The following is a 21480-nucleotide window of genomic DNA, read 5'->3' on the forward strand; positions in this document are numbered from 1 at the left end:
TTTCTTTACCTACCCATGCTTCCAATGATTTTCAGATGTTCTCTATCCATTTGAAATTCACAAAAAATAAATTCAAGGAAAGCATCTCAGTCTATAATATTATTATCATTTTTTGTACCAAACCAATTTCCTGATGGTAACAGTTATATAATTCTACCAAAGAGAAAGATAATTTCTATCTATGAAAATATTGCAGCTATCAATCTTTCTTTGATATAAAAAACTAGCTGTGAGAAATATAATCGCAGTTTATAAACAACAATGTCATATAATAGCTTTTCCTAATCATAATGGTCAAATTTTTTAATGACAAGATTCCTAATACAGTTCCTTATGACCAACCTCACAAGTAATAGCCCAGACCTTGATAACCGCTCATAGAAAAGATTCTGCCATTCAACAAATTTCTGATAATAATCGATTACCTGTTCACATCGAGGCGGGTAATTGCGTTGTTCAATCTTTTATAAATAATAGTGATAAGGAATACTATCATCGTGGTTACGTTAACGAAGAAGCACAAATTTTCTTAACATTCATTCCCGATTAATATTTGGATTTTTTTATAATAAACAAAACACAGTATTTACATATAAAACCAATTTAAAACTTGATTGTCAGATTTGATATAATTTAGATAAATTTTTAAAAATAAAATTAGGCTAATCAAATTAAATTTTTTATAATAAGCGTTTAACAATATGGTTAATCTTATTTTATAACTAAAAAATTATAGGGATTTAATCTTGAGCAATTTGGATCATTCCACGCATGACATGCATCAATTCAATCATTCCCACTTGCATGATCATGCACATGAACATATCCACGGTCATCACCATCATGTTCCACAATCTTTTGGCAAGGCCTTTGCTCTAGGAATTAGCCTTAACTTAATTTATATTTGTGCCGAAACCATATGGGGCATTTTTGCCAATTCTCTAGCCTTAATTGCTGATGCCGGTCATAATCTATCAGATGTTTTTGCCTTGGCCACCGCCTGGGGGGCCTCATATTTAAGCAAAAAAAAACCCTCTCCCAATTTTACCTACGGATATCGTCGAACCTCTATCTTGGCTTCTTTAAGTAATGCAATTTTATTGCTTATTGTTACGGGAGGAATTATCTGGGAATCAATTGAACGCTTTTACAAACCTGCAACTGTTACAGGTAAAACAGTAATTTTAGTCGCCTTACTCGGTGTTGTTATAAATGGAATAACCGCATTAATGTTCCATTCCGGACAAAAAGAGGATCTTAATATTAAGGGCGCCTTTTTGCACATGGCCTATGACACCCTTTTATCGTTGAGTGTTGCCGGGGCAGGGATTATTATTTTTTTCACCCATTGGAATATGCTTGATCCCATTACCAGCTTGATTGTCGCTGCAATAATTATTTGGGGAACTTGGTCTTTATTGAAAGATTCAGTTACACTTGCCATGGACGGTGTCCCAAGCAATGTTGACGCTTTCGCCGTGGAAACCTATTTACGCTCCCTTCCCAATATCATTGATTTACATGATCTACACATCTGGGCTTTAAGTACAACAGAAACCGCCCTAACTGTTCATTTGGTCAGTAATACCAATCAACATTCTGACCAGTTTCTGAATATGGTTGCACAACGCCTCAAGGAAAAATTTAGAATTAATCATTCAACTTTCCAGATCGAACAAAAAAATGAAGCCAGTTTTTGCAATCTGGCGGACATTAATACTGTTTAACCTTAAACTTATAATTACCTTATGATCTTTAAAATAATAAAGAATAAGAAAATCCTATTCAGTCTTGGGAGTTTTCTGGTTAGTCTTGTAGTTTTTTTTCTTAAATATCTGGCATGGAAAACAACACTCAGTGTTGCTTTTTATTCTGACATGCTTGAAACAACAATCAATGTGTTAGCCGCTATTTTTGAAATATTCGCAATCACCATTTCGACCCAACCAGCCGATAAAAACCATACTTATGGACACTATAAAGCCGAATATATTTCTGCCGCCGCCGAAGGTTTATTAGTAATAGTAACATCAATTTTAATTTTTTACGAAGCCTGGCAAGGATGGAAAAATCCCCAATTTCCCATGGCGCCTTTAAAAGGAATTATTATAAATGGAACAGCTGGACTTGTTAATCTGTTCTGGGCAATAACACTTATTCGTGTAGGTAAAAAATATTTTTCTGCAGTCCTTATAGCAGGTGGACAGCATGTTCTTTCCGATGTATGGACAACTATCGGATTAATTGTAGGTTTTACACTTATTCCAATGTTTCAATGGGCTGCACTTGATGCCCTAATGGGCTTTTTCATTGCTATTAATATTTTACGTATAGGCTTTGGCATCATAAAAAATTCTATTAATGGCTTGATGGATAAAGCTCCTGACCCTCAAACCATTTCCAGTATTTATAAAATAATTCAGGCAAATGCCCCTGAAGCAAAAGAATTCCATATGGTCCGTTTTCGTCAGGTTGGCAATTTGATTTTTATTGATTTTCATTTGGTTGTGTCTGGAGACATGAGAGTGAAAGAAGCCCATAAAATATGTGATCGTATTGAACACGCTTTACAAAAAGTAATTGGAAATGTTTCAATAAACATTCATGTGGAACCAGAATAATTTTTTTAAATTCTGATCAACTACTTGTTCTGAAACATGATATCTCATCCATATAAATAAATCCTGGACAGAAAAAAGGATATGGCTGATTATTTTTTACAACTATTTTTTTTCAGATAAATCAATTAGAATAATATAGCCATCATCAGTGCCAATATTTAATAAACTGCCTTCTTTATTAAATTGTAAAGCCGTAATTTCTCCAATGGATTTTTTAGATCCTAAATTTACCGGAACAACTTTCTCGTCGCTGATTCCGATTAATAATATACTACCATCCAAAAATCCAGCAGCAACCATATCATAGGTCGGATGACATGCCACTACCATACAACAACTTCCAGGAATACCAGGCAATTCCACAGGAGGTTTTCCCATTGGACCGCCTCCAAAAAACTGCCATAAAACCACCGGTTCAGCTCCACTGGTTGCCAACCATTTTCCATCAGATGAAAAATTTAGAGATTTTACTTTGGTTGGGTATCCACTCATTCGCATATTGTGTCCGTCTGAAATACGCCAACCATGTAAATCATGATCTTGCATTGATGTTACCAACGCCTCTTCTTTAGGATGTAAAGTAATCCCTGTATGACTACCTTTCCATGTAAAATCCTTAATTTTTACAGGATTTTTATAATCAGCAGACCATAAAGTGGCACCATTATAATAAGAACTGGCTATTTTTGCACCATCCAAACTGAAAACCAAATCACTAACTCCAGAAGAATGTTCAAAAATTCTATATGGCTCTGTAAAATTATCTTTATATAAATGAATTTCTTTTCCTGTAATAAAAGCGATTTTATTTTGTTTCCTTTCCTTATCAGTCCAAGAAACGATTTTATCAATCCAACGTCTGGATTTTAATAATTGTTGAGGTTCCTTCCCGGGAATGATTCTTATTAGTTTATTATCATCACCAGAAGTAACAAAACCTGAAAAGGTCAAATCTTGTGATAAAGATAAAATCCCTCCATCATGAGGTTGAACTTTATACCAATAATCTGGATCATTATTGTGAATCAAAGGAATAATCCACAAATCTCCATCTGCCGTTGCAAAAGCACTATACTGTTCATCCCAAGATGTAGCACAGGCGATAATCGTGCCTTCCACTTTTTTAAAAGAACCCCGACTTTCGATTAATTGTAACGGCTGATTCATTCCATACTTTCCAGTCACAGATTTGTTAATCTATACATTTAAAAAATCCCTCACGTAGAGATTTCTCATCTAAATTCCGGCCAATAAAAACCAATCTGGAACAACGATCCTCTTTTGTCTTCCAAGAACGGATGAAATTTCCCTCTGCCATCATATGAACAGCTTGAAATGCAAAACATCGATCGTCATGCTTAAAATTCATAATTCCTTTGGTTCTCAATATATCCTTTCCAAATTTCTGAAGAACCATGGACATCCATAAATTAAAACGTTTTCCATCTAATGGTTTATCTTCCATAAGTGAAATACTCGTCACACCATCACCATGAGAATGTTGTACGTGGTCATGGTCATGGTCATGGTCATGGTCATGGTCATGGTCATGGTCATGGTCATGGGATGATAAGAATTTGGGCTCTAACGTCAAGGCTCTATTTAAATCAAACCCCCCAAGATCCAGAATTTTCATAAGGGAAATATTTCCTTTTTCCATTTCATATAAAGCAACCATCGGATTGATTGTACGAATTCTTTTTTTTATAGCAATTAATGATCCCCTATCAACCAGATCAACTTTATTCAACAAGATTACATCCGCAAAAGCAATTTGATTGACTGCCTCCTTACTTTCATCCAATGTCTTCATCACATGAAACGCATCAATTACGGCAATCACCGCGTCAAGACGAGTTTTGTTACGAATATCCTCATCAACAAAAAAAGTCTGTGCTACGGGCGCAGGATCAGCCAACCCTGTGGTTTCAATAATTATTCCATCAAAACTTCTTTGTCTTTGAATAAGCTTGTTGAGAATACGAACCAAATCGCCTCGAATTGTACAACAGACACATCCGTTGCTCATCTCAAATATTTCTTCATCCGCATCGACTATTAAATCATTATCAATACCTAATTCACCATATTCATTAACAATAACGGCATATTTTTTATCTTGCTGTTCCGTTAGAATACGGTTTAGTAAAGTTGTCTTCCCCGCTCCTAAATAACCCGTCAGAACAGTTACAGGTATTTTATTTTTTTCTTTATGATCCAATTCCATTATCAACCTTCAATGCTGCCTTATGATTACCATAATCCCAACTATAAGATAAACCTAGCCCCAAGAGTAGAAAAAACCATCCTCCCAAGGGTAAATTTCCGAAACTTCCTCCAGCCGCAAATGGCCATTCGTGAACTAAAACCGCAGCAAATAATCCAACACGCCAGGAATTTTTAACCGCATCTCTCAATGATAGCAATTTGGACGTTAATCCCTTTACCAAATTAACCCACCATAAAAATACCATGTAACAAAACAAGATTAATCCGGGAATTCCTGCATTTACAAACATTTCAATATAATGATTATGAGGATGGGGCAAACAAATCTCTGCCCCTTTTCCATCCCCATGTCCAATTGCAATTCCCCAAAAGGACAATCCATGAAAATAAATCGGATTGGCACAAAAATGACGATAGGCATCATATCCCAAACCCGTCCAGGGATTTGACAATCCCATAATCATCGCCCGTGTATAGATCAATCCATAATTATCAGAGGAAAAATGTGCCATTTGATGGATAAATAAAGTCACCAAATGATGATAGCTCTTAGGCGATAAAAATGATGTTGCACCCAGTATTAATGGAATACAAATTAACATTGACAAAACGATTGTCCGTAAGGGACGTAACCAATACAAGGATACAACTATTCCGAAAACAAAAAGAATAAATGGCATTCTTTGACCGGCAAAAGCCATCATCAGTATAGCAAACAAGATAATGAATAAAGCGACCAGATTTCCCCGCCATCCTTTTAAACGATAAATGCAATAAATACTCAAACTTAAAGTAATTGGCAACAGTAACCTGGCCAATGGTCCTGCCGCTCTAGGATGATGATATGGACCTGTCAGTGTACCGTCGAAATAACGTGGCGCTCCTACAATATTATATCCTGTAATAAGCTGGCATAGCATATTCAAAATAATATAAGTCGCACAGGCAATCAAAACATAAGATAGCCATCGCCTGTATTTCTCATCAGTTAAAACCCAGACCTGAAGTGCCGCAGCAAAAAAAATAAAACGAATTAATACAACAGCCTGGATCATCATTATGTTATATTGAAACAATCCAAAGGGAATAGTACACAATAAAATCCACCCCCACCAGAGAAATGCAATAATCACCCAATTTTGTTTTCCCCAGTCCCATTGTTTGTTGATAAAAGAGTAAATTACAAAACATATTGCTATATAACTGATCAACCCATCCGCTATACCCCGTAAATGCGTTAAAAAAACAGGCAAAATTAAAACAGCGAACAGTGTCGACTTATTGAGAAACTTACGGACAGATTCCATAACCCAAAGGCTCTCCGGTTTAAGAACAGGAATTAATTAGAAAACATTACGCAATGAAATAACAGCCTGGAAATCACAACGTAAATCAAATACATCAATAATAAAAGATTTCATATTATGTAAAATATTAAATCTCAACATATTCTTTTTTAAACATGAAATTCAAATTAGCAATCTATTAATTTTATTCAGATAAAAAACAAAAATAAGATGATTATTATTAAAATACTATACTTGAAACAGTTAATAAATTTTTTAATCCTACATTAATTTCTTTATATTGTTCAATTTAATGTAAAAAAAATTGTAAAATCAATTAATTATTTTTATTATTTTTTATAAAACTGTCATAAACATAAATCAGGTAATCAGGTAAAATATCAGGCATAATTTTCTGAGCCTTCATAAACAAACCAATTTCATCAAACTCCTTCGACAAATAACGTGACATTATTAAAGATTGCTGAGTTTTATCAAGATAAGTCTGCTGTTTTAACAAGCTGCAAACTACTTCCGGTGATTTATCTAATAATTGGGCAAGCTGGCCAACCTCCGGAGACTGAGGAGTGAAATAGACTATATTTTGCCTATTATCATCGATATTTTTCAATATTTTTTTTACAAAACTTTCCATCCAAAAAGGTTGATCTGAAATAATCTCATCCATCACAACCCATACCTGATATGTTGGATACCCCCATTTTGCCAACTGTGATGAATCTACTAATACATGTCCATCCTTGACAAACGGTAAAACTGTAGTTCCGTCAGCATAGGCCCCATCAATTTCATTTTTCTGCCAAGCTTGTGTAATTTCATTATAATTCATATTTACCAGATGAATTTTTTCAACAGGAATATCATTATGCTGCAAATAACGTAACAGACTATAATAACTGCTTGTCATGAAAGGTACCGCAATATTTTTACCAACCAGATCTTGAGGAGTATCTATATGTTTCTGGCTTTTTACAATTAAGGCGCTTTCTTTACCATATTGCCGATCAATCGCGATTACACGTCCCTGCAAACCAACCGTTATAACTGACAGAAAAGTAACCATATCTACTGGAACGGCATCAACCTGACCAATAGACAAATTATGCAAGGCTTTAAAATCGTCGTCATATTTTTTCCAGGCTATTGTTTCCCTGGCAACTTTTTGATGTTTTTTATCCAATTGAATAAAACTGGCGATATCAGCTTGATTTTTCCATCCAATTCGAAATTCCGCATTAGCACTTCGTAAGTTGAAAAAACATATCAAAGCAAAAATTGCTATCAGCCATACAATCAAAGAAAATCGTTTGGAACCTACATAAAAACAGTGCATCAACGGAAAATCTCGCTACGTTAAATAATTTATTAACTTACTAAAATAATATCTGATTTAATAACTGAAATTCACTTTAAAAGTAAAGTTTAACCTAAAGTAATATCAAATTAAATTTTTACAGAATAAATCCACCTCCTAAAACACGTGTCCCTTGATAAAAAACACATGCCTGACCAGGTGCTGGGTTAGCGGCCGTTTCCAATTCTACTCTTACCTTATCCTTTTTTTCAATTATAACTTTAGCAGGTCGTTCCTGATCCCGCGCACGAATCTGAACATTACAATATAAAAATTCAGTAGGCACAGGAATAAGCCAGTTCAAATCGCGTAAATAGAATGTTTGACAAATATTGTTTTGTTTTGGACCAATAACGATTCTTCTTTTTTCGGATTCAATTCGCAACACCATTTGTCGCTGCCCATCCCGCATGGCAAGATTACCCAACCGTTTTGTTTGACCAATGGTATATTTAGCAATACCTTCATGATGACCAATCACAACGCCCTGCTCGTCAACTATCTCGCCTGGCATAACACCTTCTGGTGCCAATTTCTCAACAATTTTTATATAAGAATTATCTGTAACGAAACATATGTCCTGGCTATCCGACTTCTGAGCAACAGCCAAATGAAAACGTTCGGCTTCTTCCCGAACTTTATCTTTATTTGGCATGTCCCCTAAAGGAAAACGCAAATATTCAAGCTGTTCAAGGGTGGTGGCGAATAAAAACCATGATTGGTCTCGACTTAAATCAACTGGACGGTGCAACTCTGGACCATTTTTTCCCACAATTCGACGCACATAATGACCTGTTGCCATCGCTTCTGCCCCAAGCTCTCGCGCCATTGTCAATAAATCCGTAAATTTGACTCCCTGATTACAGGCAATACATGGAACAGGCGTTTCTCCCTTTTGGTAAGATTGTGCGAAACGTTCAATTACCGTTGTTTGAAAACGGTCTTCCGCATCGACAACATAATGCGGGATACCCAGCTTTTCTGATACCCTACGTGCATCCCTGATGTCCTGACCAGCACAACAGGCACCTTTTTTAACCACACCTCGCGCATCATAAAGCTGCAAGGTGGCACCAAAAACCTCATGTCCTTGTTCTTTTAGAAGAGCAGCCGTAACGGAACTGTCCACTCCGCCCGACATTGCAATCATAATACGCATTGGTTCAGGATAACTTTGGCAAGCGAACAACCAAACCATCTAATTCTTCTGTCATAATAATCTGACAACCCAATCGAGAGGTTCTTTCCAACCCAAAAGCCATATCCAGCATCTCCTCCTCTTCTTCTGCGGCGGGCTTTAATTTATCCCACCATGATTCATCAACAATTACATGACAGGTCGCACAAGCCAATGATCCCTCACAAGCACCTTCAAGATCAATTCCATGCTTATGCGCTATTTCCAATACTGAAAGCCCTACAGGAGCATCCACCTCACGACGTGTTCCATCTTGTTCAATAAAAACTATATGTGGCATTTTATAGAATTCCTTATTTAAAAACCAATTAATATTCTGATTTTAACTCATGTCCCTTTTCTTACATCATACCATGCTGAATAAAGGTCATGAACGGTTTCAACGACTTCTTGTTTTGTTGTCATCCGACCAAAAGAAAGACGGATACTAGATAAAACTTCTTGTTCTGACAATCCCATGGATTGTAAAACATAGGATGGCATAGAAACATGATTGCATGCTGAACCTGTTGATAAACATAAATGAGGAATTCTTGCCAAAAGATCAAGGGCCTTAACCTCTGGAAATTGTAGATTAACACAATTTGACAAGGCACATTCGATTGATCCATTAATTTTAAGTTGTGGAATTCTTGCCTGCAATTCATTTATCAAAAAATGTTTATAAGATGCCAAACGCCTGATTTCTTCATTTCCCTCATTCTGGAATAGCGAAAATGCCTTACCCAAACCAACAATCAAGGGAACTGGCAAAGTTCCTGATCGAATTCCTCGTTCCTGATATCCTCCATAAAATAAAGGTTCCACCCTTACCCGAGGTTTACGTTTTACATATAAAATGCCAATTCCTTTGGGCCCATAAATTTTATGCCCGGAAATTGAGGCAAGATCAATTCCCCAGGAGCGCAACTGGATTTTTTCAGATATTTTTCCACAAGCCTGAGACAAATCACAATGAAAAAGAGCGCCATATTCATGAGACAATGCCGACAAATAAGGAATGTTCTGTATAACTCCTGTTTCATTATTAGCGGCCATGACACTGACTAATATTGTTGGAACCTGCAATGCCGCTTTCAAACTATCAGGATCAATCAATCCATCGGATTGAACTGGCAAAATAAAAGGATCAGCACCAATGGACTGTAAATTCTGGACTGTTTCAAGAACGGATTTATGTTCAGTCGCAATCGTGATAACCCGTTTGGTCTTGGGATAATGATCAATTAGATAACGCACACTACCCTGCAAGGCAATATTATTGGATTCAGTCGCACCAGAGGTAAAAATAATTTCTTGAGAAACCACCCCGAGCATTTCGGCAATATCGGCGCGAATCTTATCAATGGTTTCAGCAACATATTTACCCAATATATGCTCTGAATTGGCATTTGCAAAATTATGCACAAAATAGGGTAGCATCGCTTCAACAACACGTTCGTCACACGGTGTGGTCGATTGATAATCAAGGTAAATCACCTTTTCTTTTATCTTGTTTTTTCCTGAAAAATCCATTTTCTATAGATTATGAATCCTTTAACTTTTGAATCAACTGGCCATAAACATGAATAAAAGTTTCAACATCTTTTTGCTGGATATTCCATGGTAAAGATACACGGATCGTACAATCAGCCAATTCTTCCAACCCCATTGCTGATAAAACAGGTGAACGCGATAATTTTCCTGAAAAACATGCCGATCCCGTTGAGACACAGAAACCAGCCATATCCAAAGCCATAAATAATTTTTGCGCTGAAACTCCAGCATAAGCTATAGAGGATGTATTATCTAAACGTTCAGCTTCCTCGCCACAAATGACGGCTCCATATTTTTTCACTTCTTTTTCCAAATAATTACGTAATTTTAAAATATTGGAACGATCTTCTTTACAGGCCTCTTTTGCGGCAGTCATCAACCCTATAATTGCCGGAACAGCCAGAGTTCCTCCCCTTCTTCCCTGTTCCTGTCCTCCTCCACTAAAAAGAGGATTTATCTTTTTCGCATTTCTTTCATGACCAGCCAATAACAATGCGCCTACCCCTTTTGGACCTCCCATTTTGTGAGCTGAAAGAATCAGGCTGTCCGCTCCGATATCTTCCAAATTGAACATTATACGTCCAGCAGCCTGAGCTGCGTCTACATGAAGAATTGCACCATAATCATGACAAATTTTTGCTGCCTGTTGAATGGGATGTAATACACCTGTCTCATTATTGGCCAACATTAAACACACTAAGGGAGGTATTGACGTTTTTTTTAGTGCATCTTCTAAAAAGTTAAGATCGACAATGCCCTGCCGTGTTACAGGTAAAATTTTTTTTGAAAGGTCAATCTGCATGATTGCAGGATGTTCCGTAGCTCCCACCCAAAGAGGACGTTGTTGATTGCCTTCACCAATCTGACCATGCACAGCCAGTACATCTGCCTCTGTCCCACCAGAGGTAAAAATACAATTTTGAACGCTCCCCCCGAATAATTCGACCAAGGTTTCTCTTGCATCTTCCGTTTGATTATAAATCTTGCGTCCCATTTGATGAACAGACGTTGGATTACCAGTCTGCTGCATGATATCCACCATTGCAGATATAACTGAAGAGCGCATGGGCTCACTGGCATTCGCATCTAGATATATAGATTGTCGTATCATTTCATTTATAATCCAATTTATTATATTAAACCATGAATTCCAAAATTAACCCGCATAATTTATTGCATTACAACAATAATTTAATTAAATCTGTATTTAATTTACAATATATAAATACAAATATGAACCCTGTTACCTTATAATAGAAATATTTTCACAGATTTACTGGTAAATAAGCAAAGATAAAGGATATGTTAACCTTGTCCGATCACCATATCGCTATTGATTTTTCATTTATATTTTATAGATAAGACAAAAACACTTTCACTTTATAAGAAATATCTTTATAGAGATAAACTGTTTTTATTGTTTTCCTACACTCACTTATATTATTGTTAAATCTTACAAATTGTGCCAGTTTTAATAGATAAACGGATCGTTCTATGCCAGAGGTAATGTTTGCAGGCCCAGCAGGTCGTCTTGAAGGACGCTATCACCATTCCAGTCAACCTAACGCCCCCCTTGCCTTAATCCTACATCCCCATCCTCTGCAAGGTGGGACAATGAATAACCGAATTGCCTATACAATGTATTGTGCATTCCAAAAAATGAATTTTTCTGTACTACGTTATAATTCCCGTGGTGTTGGACGGTCTCAGGGACAATATGATGGTGGTATTGGTGAAATATCCGATGCGGCAGCGGCCCTGGACTGGTTACAGATGGCGAATACAAATTCCAGGGAATTATGGATCGCGGGGTATTCGTTTGGAGCCTTTATTGGAATGCAGCTCTTGATGCGTCGTCCTGAAATACAAGGATGGATCAGCATCGCGCCATTGGCAAACCACTATGATTTTAATTTTCTTGCACCTTGTCCATGCAGCGGTTTGATGATCGCAGGAGAATCCGACAGCATTGTCCCATTGCAGGAAATTGACAAACTTGTTGAAAAACTTAACACTCAAAAAGGCATCAAAGTTGCCTATAATACAATCCCTAATGCCGATCATATTTTTGCCGATCAAACTGAGCAGATCGAAAAAACAATTACCAATTACGTTAAGAAAATTTTAAAGAACAGATCTGATCAACCTTAGATTAACGTTGTTCTTTTTATATCTCTTTAATTTTCCCGAATTAGATACATTTTATGTTAGGCAAAATATCTGAATTTTATTTCATCATAAAATGTTGTCTTTCTTTTGGTTTATTACCTAACCCTTTACACAAAAAATATGGCCTTTTTCTCTAAACGCAAATCACTGGAACAACTTACACTTGATTCAAAAAAACATGGTCTAAAACAATGTTTGGGTCCATGGCGTTTAACAATGATTGGGGTCGGCTCTACCATTGGCGCAGGCATTTTTGTCATGACAGGAACAGCTGCGGCTAATTTTGCTGGACCAGCAATTCTTTTATCCTTCATTATTGCTTCAATAGCATGTTTATTTACTGCCCTTTCCTATGGTGAACTGGCATCCACTATGCCGACTGCAGGATCGGCATACAGTTATGCCTATACATCACTTGGTGAAAAATTCGCTTGGATTGTTGGATGGTTACTGTTGTTGGAATATGGAATATCGGCTGTATCAGTTGCCTCAGGATTTTCAAGTTATAGTGTTTCCCTACTAAAAGATTTCCATATTCATATCGCTTCATGGCTACATAATCCCATGATTCAACCTGCAATTGGTGGATATGGAAAAGGAATTGTATTTGTTAAGTCCCTTGACCTGATTGGAGCAGGATCTGTTCTGATCGCAACCATCTTCCTCTTATATGGGGTTTCCGAATCAACAACAATTAATGCAATAATCGTCAGTTTAAAAATCGGAGTATTAATTCTTTTTATAATTTTGGGATTTCACTATATTAAACTGGAAAACCTGACACCTTTTATCCCCTCCTCAACAGGTCCGATGAATTTTGGAATCAGGGGCATTTTTCGGGCAGCCTCAACAATTTTTTTTGCCTATATAGGCTTTGAAGCTGTTTCCACAGCCGCATCAGAAGCAAAAAATCCTAAAAAGGACGTCCCCTTTGGAATCATAGCTTCCTTGTTTGTTTCAACCATGATCTATATTGGTGTAGCGCTAATTTTAGTCGGGGTTGTTCCTTATAGAAAATTAAACATTTCTGATCCACTGGCCCTGGCAATTGATTATATGAACATGCCAAACTTAGCCTGGATTTTGAAATCTAGCGCAGTTATCGGACTTTGCTCAGTAATGCTCGTTTTGCTATATGCTCAAAGCCGCATTTTCTACATCATGGCACAGGATGGATTGCTTCCACCAATTTTTAGCAAACTTCATCCTAAACATTGTACACCTTGGATAGGAACCATTATCCTCAGCCTCAGCATCGCCATTACAACAGCTTTTTTACCTATTGATATCATAAGTGACCTAATCAGCCTTGGAACCTCTCTGGCATTTGGTATTGTCTGTTTCACGGTTATATGGCAGCGGAATGTTCATCCCAATATTCATCGACCCTTTCAAGTACCCTTTGGTGGATTCAAGATTAGAAATATCTGGATTGGCTATATTCCCGTTTGCGGCATCCTATGTTGCCTGACCATGATTTTTCCCTTGATCATTGACATGATTTATTCCCTAATTAATCACAATCCACTTCCACTGCTCTTAATGTTTATTTATAGTGTAATCGGTGTCTTTGGCTATTATTATTACGGACGCAAACATTCAATTCTATCCAGTTCAAAAGAAAAATGATATTTTAAAAAAATAGTTTTTTTAAATATGATTTTATTATGAATTTTCCATCACCTCTTCGCATTGCCGCCATTACAAAATGCTATCAAGAAACAACCATGCTTCCCATATGGATCAGGCATTATGCCAGACTAGTAGGAAAAGATAACTTATTCATACTTGATGATGGCAGCGATCCGCCTGTCAAAGCTGAACAATACATTTATGTTGAGCACATTCCACGTCGCAAGTATTTGGATGAACAAGATAGCGTCAATATAATGAGCGAATGGCAGCATAAACTTTTAAAACTTTATGACTGGGTTCTTTGTATTGACACAGACGAATTTATAATTCCCCGTCCATCTCGTTGGACTTCCTTACATGAATATCTTGCACAATGTTCTGCCAAAACATGTCGATGTGTTGGTGTGGAAATCATTGATCCTTTGATTGGAAAACCTGTTGATTGGTCAAGACCCATTTTAAAACAACGTTCCAAGGGCACCATTAAAAGTTGGTCATGCAAACCCTCAGTTTCATCAGTTCCGACACAATGGGAACCCGGTTTTCATCGATGTCAAAATGAAACCCTGTTTGCGCACGATTTATGGCTGTTTCATTTGAAATATGCTGATCAGAACCACCTCCTAGAACGTTCAAAACTCAGACGCAGAATTCCAAGAAACCCAGAAGATATTAAAAATGGATTGGGAACCTCACATTTAATATCCGACAATGTTCTAATCAGGTTTCTAAAATCGCAGAGATCAAAAATTGGCACAGGAACCTTGGATGACTATTTGATCACTAATCCTGATCCTGATAACGCTGATTCACTCTATCTTGATATTCCCCATGAGTTTATTGATTTTTTATAATCAATTAAACAGACATCTCTAAATGCATTTTTATTTTTATGATTGTTTTCTATTTTTCATCGGTTTAATAGCCGGGACAATTGATACCCTTGCAGGTGGTGGAGGTTTAATAACCGTACCCGCTCTACTTTTTACCGGTATTAATATAATTCCTGCATTAGGTACAAATAAATTGCAATCAGCAATTGGTGAATTATCGGCCACATTACGATTTTGGAAAAGCGGACAACTAAGTTTTCATGGGCTTGCCATCCCTCTGTTTTTCACTGTAATCGGATCTGCCATAGGTACAATTACATTACAATACAGCGCTGATCAGACCTTGAACAAAATAGTCCCATGGCTTTTATTGGCAATATTGCTTTATTATTATTTATTTCCAAACCTACATTTCAATCTCGAAAAAAGACAGTTACCCATAAAACCGAAAATACTGCCATGGATGGGGACTGTAATTGGATTTTATAATGGCTTTTTTGGACCTGGAACAGGAGCGATCTGGACAATTTCATTAATGCAGATTTACAAATTACGTATTAACACTGCGACAATGATTGCAAAACCGTTAAATATCGCTGGAAATATTACCGCGCTCAGTATCTTCATATCAGGCGGACAAATCAACTATTTTAGTGCATTTATAATGGGTATTAGTTCTTTTATAGGCGGACAGATTGGTGCATCCTTGGTTATTTACAAGAGTTCACGTTTTTTACGGGTATTTTTTTTAATTGTCATAACATCATGCGTATTTTACAGTTTTGTCAAATATTATAATATTCATTTTGTTTGATTTATGATAATCACAGAAATAATTATTTATTAAAAAGTCACAAGAATGGTTCCTTCTTCCACAGAATTAATCTTGGATCGGCTTAATCGTTCAAAATTCCGGTCTAGATTTACATTACATGAAAAAGAACGAAAATATCTAATCGATAAAGGCCTTGATAAAATAATTGAACATGCTACGGATTTCATCAATCAACGTCTGGCTCCTGCTTTTCCAAAAAATGATGGAAAACAAACGCCATGGAAAGGACATCCTGTTTTTATTGCCCAACATGCCACAGCAACTTGTTGTCGTAGCTGCCTTGAAAAATGGTATAAGATTCAAAAGGGGCAGGCCTTAACACAGACAGAAAAAGATTTTATCCTCGATTTGATCAAGGCTTGGATAAAAAGGGATTATCAAACCCATCAATCTGTGAAAAAACATTCATAACACGATCCAGACAGATAGCTTCGGTATACATTGATAAAGCCCTGGCCCGCCCATTTTCTCCCATTTTTTTTCTTTGTTCTGGATGAAAGGCAAGCCAGGCCATTGCCCTGGATAGCAAAGATATAGAACCTGGCGGGATCAATAGCCCTGTTTCTGAATGCTGAACTTGTTCTCGGGGACCCCGTATTGAAGTGCCTATAACAGGTAAACCACTTAACATTGCCTCGATAATGGACATTGGTAACCCTTCAAAATGACTGGGTAAAACAAAAACATCAGCAGCTTTCATCAACTGATCTATGTCTTGACGATATCCCCAAAAACGTATTTGATTACCCAATTTTTTTTGTGCTTTAGTAAAAAGTTTATCCAATACCAAACCATAATCAGAAGACAATCTTTCGCCTACAATCCATAATTCAGCTTCTGGAAGCTTTTCTGCAATTGCAGAAAAAGCGACGATTAACTCTGGATAACCTTTATGTTGAACAAGACGGGAAACTATCATAAAAACTATATGATTCTGTGGAATCTTGTTTGCCTGTCTAAATTTCTGTTTCAGGGCAATATCAGAAAAGAATTTTGCTGGATCCCGACCGTTACCTATAAAAATAGGATTGGAATGAATGCCCAACCTTTTAGCATCCCGAGCCTCTTCCTGAGAGACAGTCATGTAAAAATTCGTAATTTTTCCACAACACCATTCAAGAACAAAGGATAATAGACGTCTTATCCATGATTTTATACCTTTCCCGGATTGATTAAAAAGATATCCGTGACAAGTATAAATAATTACAGGCGTTCCACATAAAAAAGCGGCTATACGTGCCAATACGCCACTTATGGGCATATGGGCATGAACGATATCTGGTTTTTCAAGTTTGATTATACGGTAAAGAACCCAAAAAGCTTTTAACTGACCTATGATCGAAAAAGAACGGACAAAAGGAACGGTTCGAATCTGAAATCCCTCTTGTCTCACTTTCTCCAATAACCTTCCTTCTGCACAAACACCAATGACTTGATGGTGACAGGAACGCAACCTACGCATTAAGGGAAGTAGAAATTGATATAAGGCAAAATCAACATGTGCAATTTCCAAAATTTTCATAAATTCATTTATGCCTTACGACGCAGAGCCCATCGAATTTTAGTTATTTTTTCTTTATCATTTTGAATATTCTTAATATTTGAATGATTTAGAGAACTATTTATTTCTGATTGCCTCTGAATTTCTGAAGTTTTTTCCGACAAATCTTCAGGCATTCCAACAGAAACATGATCCGCAGTGTTTCTTTGCCATATTTTTGCATCATCGTTTTGATTATGGAAAATAGCCACATAATCAGACCCTTCTTCTTCTTGCTCTTCGTTTAAAACCGATTGTTTGTCTTGTTTCTCAAATTTAGTTATAGAAGTTCTATTCTCTTCAACATCACTTTTTTTTGATTGATGCAGATTATATAAAACAATCTGTTTAGTCGCAAGTCGAACTTTTTCACCAAAGTAGACGCTATTTTCAACTTTTCCCTCTGCATCGGAAAAACGGAACCACCAAATTTGTTTACCTTCTTGAGGATGTTGAAACGATAAAACAAAAATTTTTTCCTTCTCATTTTTCCGAATTTCAACCAATTTTTCTTCAACTTTAACCGAAGGATGTAAATGAAAACGAATAGTAAAAGGATAAGACTGATCAAAATCGAGCGTTTCCTCCCCTCTTAAATCCTGACCATCCGCAGAAAGATAAAATTTACGATGATAAATTGCACCATATGCTTTTTGCCAGCCATTATGACTTAATTCCACCCAATGGGCACCCTCAGTCATTTCATGAATTGATTCAACTTTAAAATTTAAATCTTTTAATTGATTATCCTCCAGTAAAACACTTTCTGTATTGGATAATTTTAGAACAGAATGAGCCGCAGTTCCCGCCAACGCAGATCGCCAGGCTGATGATCCTCCAGCGCCACAATTAACAATTAATCTCTGTTTACCAGCAGAAAATTCAAAGGATAAAGCACCAAGATATTTTATATCTACCTTTTTCGGTGGAACACCACTGTCAATTAACAGAGTTGAACGATTGGCAAAACAACGAATATATCCACCCGCTTTCATATCCGTCATGGCAACACGTTTTTGTGTGGAATTACTCAGAACACGATCAATAAAATGTGCCTCATTCTCACTGGAACCATTAAATAGTGCAAGCCTGCCATCACCATGTCTCAATGCCCTTAAAGCACGGCTGACATTATCAAGCGCTAGAATAAGTTCGGAAGGGGGACGCATATTGATCAACTGGTACATCAAACGAATTTCGGTCAGATCTCTCAATACATAAAGTTGTATTTCAGGGTTTCGTTCAATATGTATTCCATCTTCAAGAATCTGTTCAGCCAGTTCACTTTGCAGGAATTTACTGATTTTTGGTATTAAATCAAATTGTTCCGGCATACATAATGCAAGAGCCAGAGCGGCCTTTAATAACGTAAAATTTTCATGTGTATGATTGTCCAAAGGAAGCATGGCAACAACATATCTTCCTTCTTTCATAATTCGACGCATAAATTGTTGATGAAAATATTTTTCTGCTGATGCCGCAAAAAAATCATAGAACCCCAACCAATTCACTATACGATCTGCAAGGATAATCGGTCTGTAAACAACAGAATCATAAGATGAAGGTGAATTGCCAATCCAATCCGTCACCAAATTTCTTGCTGCAAGACGCGCATTTTCTGTCCCTAGCTCTCGCATATCCCGTAACCACGAAAAACCATGCAGTTTGCCAATAATTTCACAGGAGAGGTTTTTATCACCCCATTGACCGGGATATAGGGAAATAACATAATCCTGGTAAATAAATTCCCCTTTTACAAGATGCATGCCATAAACAGAATTTCCGGTCCATAAATCTCGCAAAATATATACTGGAACTTCGGGAATCTGTCCATAACCAATGGCAGGTAATCGTACCAGAGAAAGTCGGATTTTTTTTACCATTTCTTGAAAAGCCATCCTAAGCCTCCCTATTTCTCTGAATCATTTCTCCTAATGGGTGAAAGTCATAATTTAGCAAATTTTTTACTTTTTAGTTCCCCGCAATGCATCTATTGCCTGACCATAATCAGGTTGACCATAAATTGAAGTTCCAGCTATCAAAACATTGGCTCCCGCTTCTATCACCAGGGGTGCAGTTTGAACATTAATCCCGCCATCAACACTAATATGAATGGAACGACCCGACTTTTGAACCATTTCATGTATTGCACGAATTTTCGCCAATTGACTGGATAAAAATTTCTGTCCACCAAAACCAGGATTTACAGTCATAATTAGAATATTATCTACAAGATCTATAACCTCGGAAATTGCATTGGCAGGTGTGGCCGGACATAATACTATCCCGGCTTTTATTCCAAACGATTTGATATGTTGCAAGGAACGATGCGCATGAGGCCCCGCCTCGATATGAAAAGAAATTTGATCGGCACCCGCCTGAACAAACGGTTCGATAAAAGGATCGACAGGTTCAATCATAAAATGCACATCAAAAAACAACTTGCTATAAGATCGCAAAGATTTGAGAACTACTGGGCCAAAAGTCATATTGGGAACAAAATGACCATCCATAACATCAAGATGTATCCAGTCAGCACCATGTTTGTCAACCGCCCTAATTTCCTCTCCCAAACATGCAAAATCTGCCGAAAGAACACTGGGAGCAATCAAGGGAACCCTTATATCCAATTTACAGCCTTTCTAAAATTTTCAAATATTATGTCAAACTATTAACTGCAGTTTATGATAAAATTTACGAATTGAACAGAAAAAACACGATTTGATTTTATCGTGTCCACCAATACAAAGATATATTTCACTTGAAATAATGTTTAATTAGTCTTCTTTTACAAAACGTGCGATAAAAAAACCATCCATTCCGCCTTTTTCTTGCCACATAGAAGGAAGCGTCCTAATCCATCCCTCTTCTGTTAATGCTTCAGTTAAAAATGGAATTTCTTTTTGTGTAAATGGTAGAGCCCTAACACCAGGTAAATTTCTAAAGAATTCTGCTTGCTCTTCTGCCTCGGAGCGCTGTAGGGAGCAAACACTGTAAACTAATCGTCCTCCTTTTTTTAGATAACTGATCGCTGCACCAATCAACTTTCGTTGAATCTTAACAAGACTTTGAATTTCATTTTCTTTTTTTAAATGCAAAACATCTGGATGTCGTCTAAAAATACCCGTGGCAGAACAGGGGGCATCCAATAATATCGCATCAAATTCATTTTGATAATTTAAACTTCCAGCATCACCAAGAACCAACACTGCATCCATCTGTAACCGGTTCAGATTTTCTTTCAACCGTTTTAACCGTATAGATTTTTTTTCAACCGCAACAACATTTCCCCCTGCTTGAATTAATTGTGCTGTCTTACCACCGGGTGCCGCACATAAATCAGCAACTTTTTCATTTTCCTTCACATTCAAAAGATAGGCAGGTAGAGATGCCGCCATATCCTGAATCCAGAACTGCCCCTCCTGATAACCGTCAAGCTGTTCAACCTTTACATGACAAGAATAACGCCAATGATTATTCATTAATTGCACACCTCCTTCTGGAACAGTGGCATTCGTTTTGAAATGCATATCCAAAGGGGGTTCACTATCCAACAGGGTTGCCAACTGACGAGGATTAAATCCTGCCTGATTCCATGACTTCCATAGCCATGCAGGGATATTCAAGCGATTTTGATCAAGATCCTTCAGTATGCTTGGTCCATTTTCAGAAATCCGCCTGAGAACAGCATTGACTAGACCCGTAAACTTTGCAAATCCATTATGACGCGCAAGTTCTACAGATGTATAGATAGCGGCATGTATAGGTGTTTCCAAAAAAAGAATTTGAGCCACCCCTAGCAAAATAATCCATAATACCTGCTGTGGTGGCGATCGTTTCAGAAAAGGTTCTACAAGCGCTTCTAATGTTCCTTTTTTTCTCAAGATACAGACAATTAATCGATATGCTGCTGCCTTATCCCTTTGATCAACATCAACAGGTAAAGCATTTTTTAATGCTGTTTCTAACGGAAGATGTTTCCAGTCAAATATCTGACAAACAGTATCAAAAGCAATTTGTCGAGTAGGATCATTATTTCTATCAGATCGGATATTTTCTTTCGATGACAGATGATTCTTAATTGATATATCTTTTTTCAAAAAATTATAACTTTTCTTACTTAAAATCATTATAGTTTTAAATGAATTAAATAGTAAATATATTCACTTTCAATAAATAAAATTACTACGTTCTCTGCTTTATTTTTCTGATAATCAATTTTT

The 21480-nt window shown here is 36.8% G+C and carries 20 protein-coding genes; 8 read left to right on the forward strand and 12 right to left on the reverse strand.

Going from position 1 to position 21480, the window contains the following annotated elements; translation table 11 throughout:
• The first annotated feature begins 364 nt into the window (after window positions 1–364).
• From U0839_RS05410 to U0839_RS05420, 3 genes are all read left to right on the forward strand, one after another.
• Entirely contained in the window at window positions 365–550 is a 186-nt protein-coding gene (locus U0839_RS05410; RefSeq protein WP_155565017.1) for a hypothetical protein, read from the forward strand.
• 196 nt (window positions 551–746) lie between these two features.
• The gene (locus tag U0839_RS05415) at window positions 747–1727 is read left to right on the forward strand and encodes a cation diffusion facilitator family transporter (protein ID WP_230882724.1); all 981 of its coding nucleotides are present in this window, start codon (window positions 747–749) and stop codon (window positions 1725–1727) included.
• 21 nt (window positions 1728–1748) lie between these two features.
• Complete coding sequence (locus U0839_RS05420; RefSeq protein ID WP_155565016.1) at window positions 1749–2621, forward strand: cation diffusion facilitator family transporter; 873 nt, start codon at window positions 1749–1751, stop codon at window positions 2619–2621.
• 102 nt (window positions 2622–2723) lie between these two features.
• On the opposite strand, the gene U0839_RS05425 is transcribed toward U0839_RS05420, so the two are convergent.
• The 8 genes from U0839_RS05425 to U0839_RS05460 form a co-directional block, all read right to left on the reverse strand.
• A complete protein-coding gene (locus tag U0839_RS05425; RefSeq protein WP_413550253.1) occupies window positions 2724–3788 on the reverse strand; it encodes a WD40 repeat domain-containing protein in 1065 nt (354 codons plus the stop codon).
• Window positions 3789–3813: 25 nt separating this feature from the next.
• Window positions 3814–4848: a CobW family GTP-binding protein gene (locus U0839_RS05430; RefSeq protein ID WP_413550254.1), complete on the reverse strand. Its 1035-nt coding sequence runs from the start codon at window positions 4846–4848 to the stop codon at window positions 3814–3816.
• The gene (locus tag U0839_RS05435) at window positions 4832–6157 is read right to left on the reverse strand and encodes an O-antigen ligase family protein (RefSeq protein WP_413550256.1); all 1326 of its coding nucleotides are present in this window, start codon (window positions 6155–6157) and stop codon (window positions 4832–4834) included. The genes U0839_RS05430 and U0839_RS05435 overlap by 17 nt, the downstream gene beginning before the upstream one ends.
• A 316-nt stretch (window positions 6158–6473) precedes the next feature.
• The gene (locus U0839_RS05440) at window positions 6474–7490 is read right to left on the reverse strand and encodes an ABC transporter substrate-binding protein (protein WP_413550257.1); all 1017 of its coding nucleotides are present in this window, start codon (window positions 7488–7490) and stop codon (window positions 6474–6476) included.
• A 118-nt stretch (window positions 7491–7608) separates the two neighbouring features.
• A complete protein-coding gene (gene mnmA / locus U0839_RS05445) occupies window positions 7609–8670 on the reverse strand; it encodes a tRNA 2-thiouridine(34) synthase MnmA (RefSeq protein ID WP_155565069.1) in 1062 nt (353 codons plus the stop codon).
• Between the two features lie 4 nt (window positions 8671–8674).
• Entirely contained in the window at window positions 8675–8989 is a 315-nt protein-coding gene (locus U0839_RS05450) for a ferredoxin family 2Fe-2S iron-sulfur cluster binding protein (RefSeq protein ID WP_110439424.1), read from the reverse strand.
• Between the two features lie 47 nt (window positions 8990–9036).
• On the reverse strand, window positions 9037–10188 hold the full coding sequence (locus U0839_RS05455) for a cysteine desulfurase family protein (protein WP_370533578.1): 1152 nt from the start codon (window positions 10186–10188) through the stop codon (window positions 9037–9039).
• A 46-nt stretch (window positions 10189–10234) separates the two neighbouring features.
• Window positions 10235–11356, reverse strand: a complete 1122-nt coding sequence (locus U0839_RS05460; RefSeq protein WP_155565009.1) for a cysteine desulfurase family protein — start codon at window positions 11354–11356, stop codon at window positions 10235–10237.
• A 383-nt stretch (window positions 11357–11739) separates the two neighbouring features.
• On the opposite strand from U0839_RS05460, the gene U0839_RS05465 reads away from it, so the two are divergent.
• The 5 genes from U0839_RS05465 to U0839_RS05485 all read left to right on the forward strand — a co-directional run bounded on the left by U0839_RS05465 (window position 11740) and on the right by U0839_RS05485 (window position 16128).
• A complete protein-coding gene (locus U0839_RS05465; protein WP_110439421.1) occupies window positions 11740–12396 on the forward strand; it encodes an alpha/beta hydrolase in 657 nt (218 codons plus the stop codon).
• Window positions 12397–12534: 138 nt separating this feature from the next.
• Window positions 12535–14043 carry an APC family permease gene (locus tag U0839_RS05470; RefSeq protein WP_155565008.1) on the forward strand — a complete coding sequence of 503 codons (1509 nt, stop codon included), beginning with the start codon at window positions 12535–12537 and terminating at the stop codon, window positions 14041–14043.
• Between the two features lie 38 nt (window positions 14044–14081).
• Complete coding sequence (locus U0839_RS05475; protein ID WP_155565007.1) at window positions 14082–14903, forward strand: glycosyltransferase family 2 protein; 822 nt, start codon at window positions 14082–14084, stop codon at window positions 14901–14903.
• 22 nt (window positions 14904–14925) lie between these two features.
• Window positions 14926–15696, forward strand: coding sequence for a TSUP family transporter (locus U0839_RS05480; protein ID WP_413550258.1), 771 nt, complete (start codon window positions 14926–14928; stop codon window positions 15694–15696).
• 45 nt (window positions 15697–15741) lie between these two features.
• Window positions 15742–16128, forward strand: coding sequence for a DUF4186 domain-containing protein (locus tag U0839_RS05485; RefSeq protein WP_155565005.1), 387 nt, complete (start codon window positions 15742–15744; stop codon window positions 16126–16128).
• On the opposite strand, the gene U0839_RS05490 is transcribed toward U0839_RS05485, so the two are convergent.
• The 4 genes from U0839_RS05490 to U0839_RS05505 form a co-directional block, all read right to left on the reverse strand.
• Window positions 16070–17239: a glycosyltransferase family 4 protein gene (locus U0839_RS05490; protein WP_155565004.1), complete on the reverse strand. Its 1170-nt coding sequence runs from the start codon at window positions 17237–17239 to the stop codon at window positions 16070–16072. The genes U0839_RS05485 and U0839_RS05490 overlap by 59 nt on opposite strands.
• A gap of 8 nt (window positions 17240–17247) precedes the next feature.
• Window positions 17248–19155, reverse strand: coding sequence for a heparinase II/III family protein (locus U0839_RS05495; RefSeq protein WP_155565003.1), 1908 nt, complete (start codon window positions 19153–19155; stop codon window positions 17248–17250).
• A gap of 66 nt (window positions 19156–19221) precedes the next feature.
• Complete coding sequence (gene rpe / locus U0839_RS05500; protein WP_110439414.1) at window positions 19222–19887, reverse strand: ribulose-phosphate 3-epimerase; 666 nt, start codon at window positions 19885–19887, stop codon at window positions 19222–19224.
• A 147-nt stretch (window positions 19888–20034) separates the two neighbouring features.
• Window positions 20035–21357 (reverse strand): RsmB/NOP family class I SAM-dependent RNA methyltransferase, encoded by a 1323-nt coding sequence (locus U0839_RS05505; RefSeq protein ID WP_230882723.1) that lies wholly within the window; start codon window positions 21355–21357, stop codon window positions 20035–20037.
• Between the last annotated feature and the right edge of the window lie 123 nt (window positions 21358–21480).

Source organism: Commensalibacter sp. A3DC, assembly GCF_047307945.1.
GTDB lineage: Bacteria > Pseudomonadota > Alphaproteobacteria > Acetobacterales > Acetobacteraceae > Commensalibacter > Commensalibacter melissae.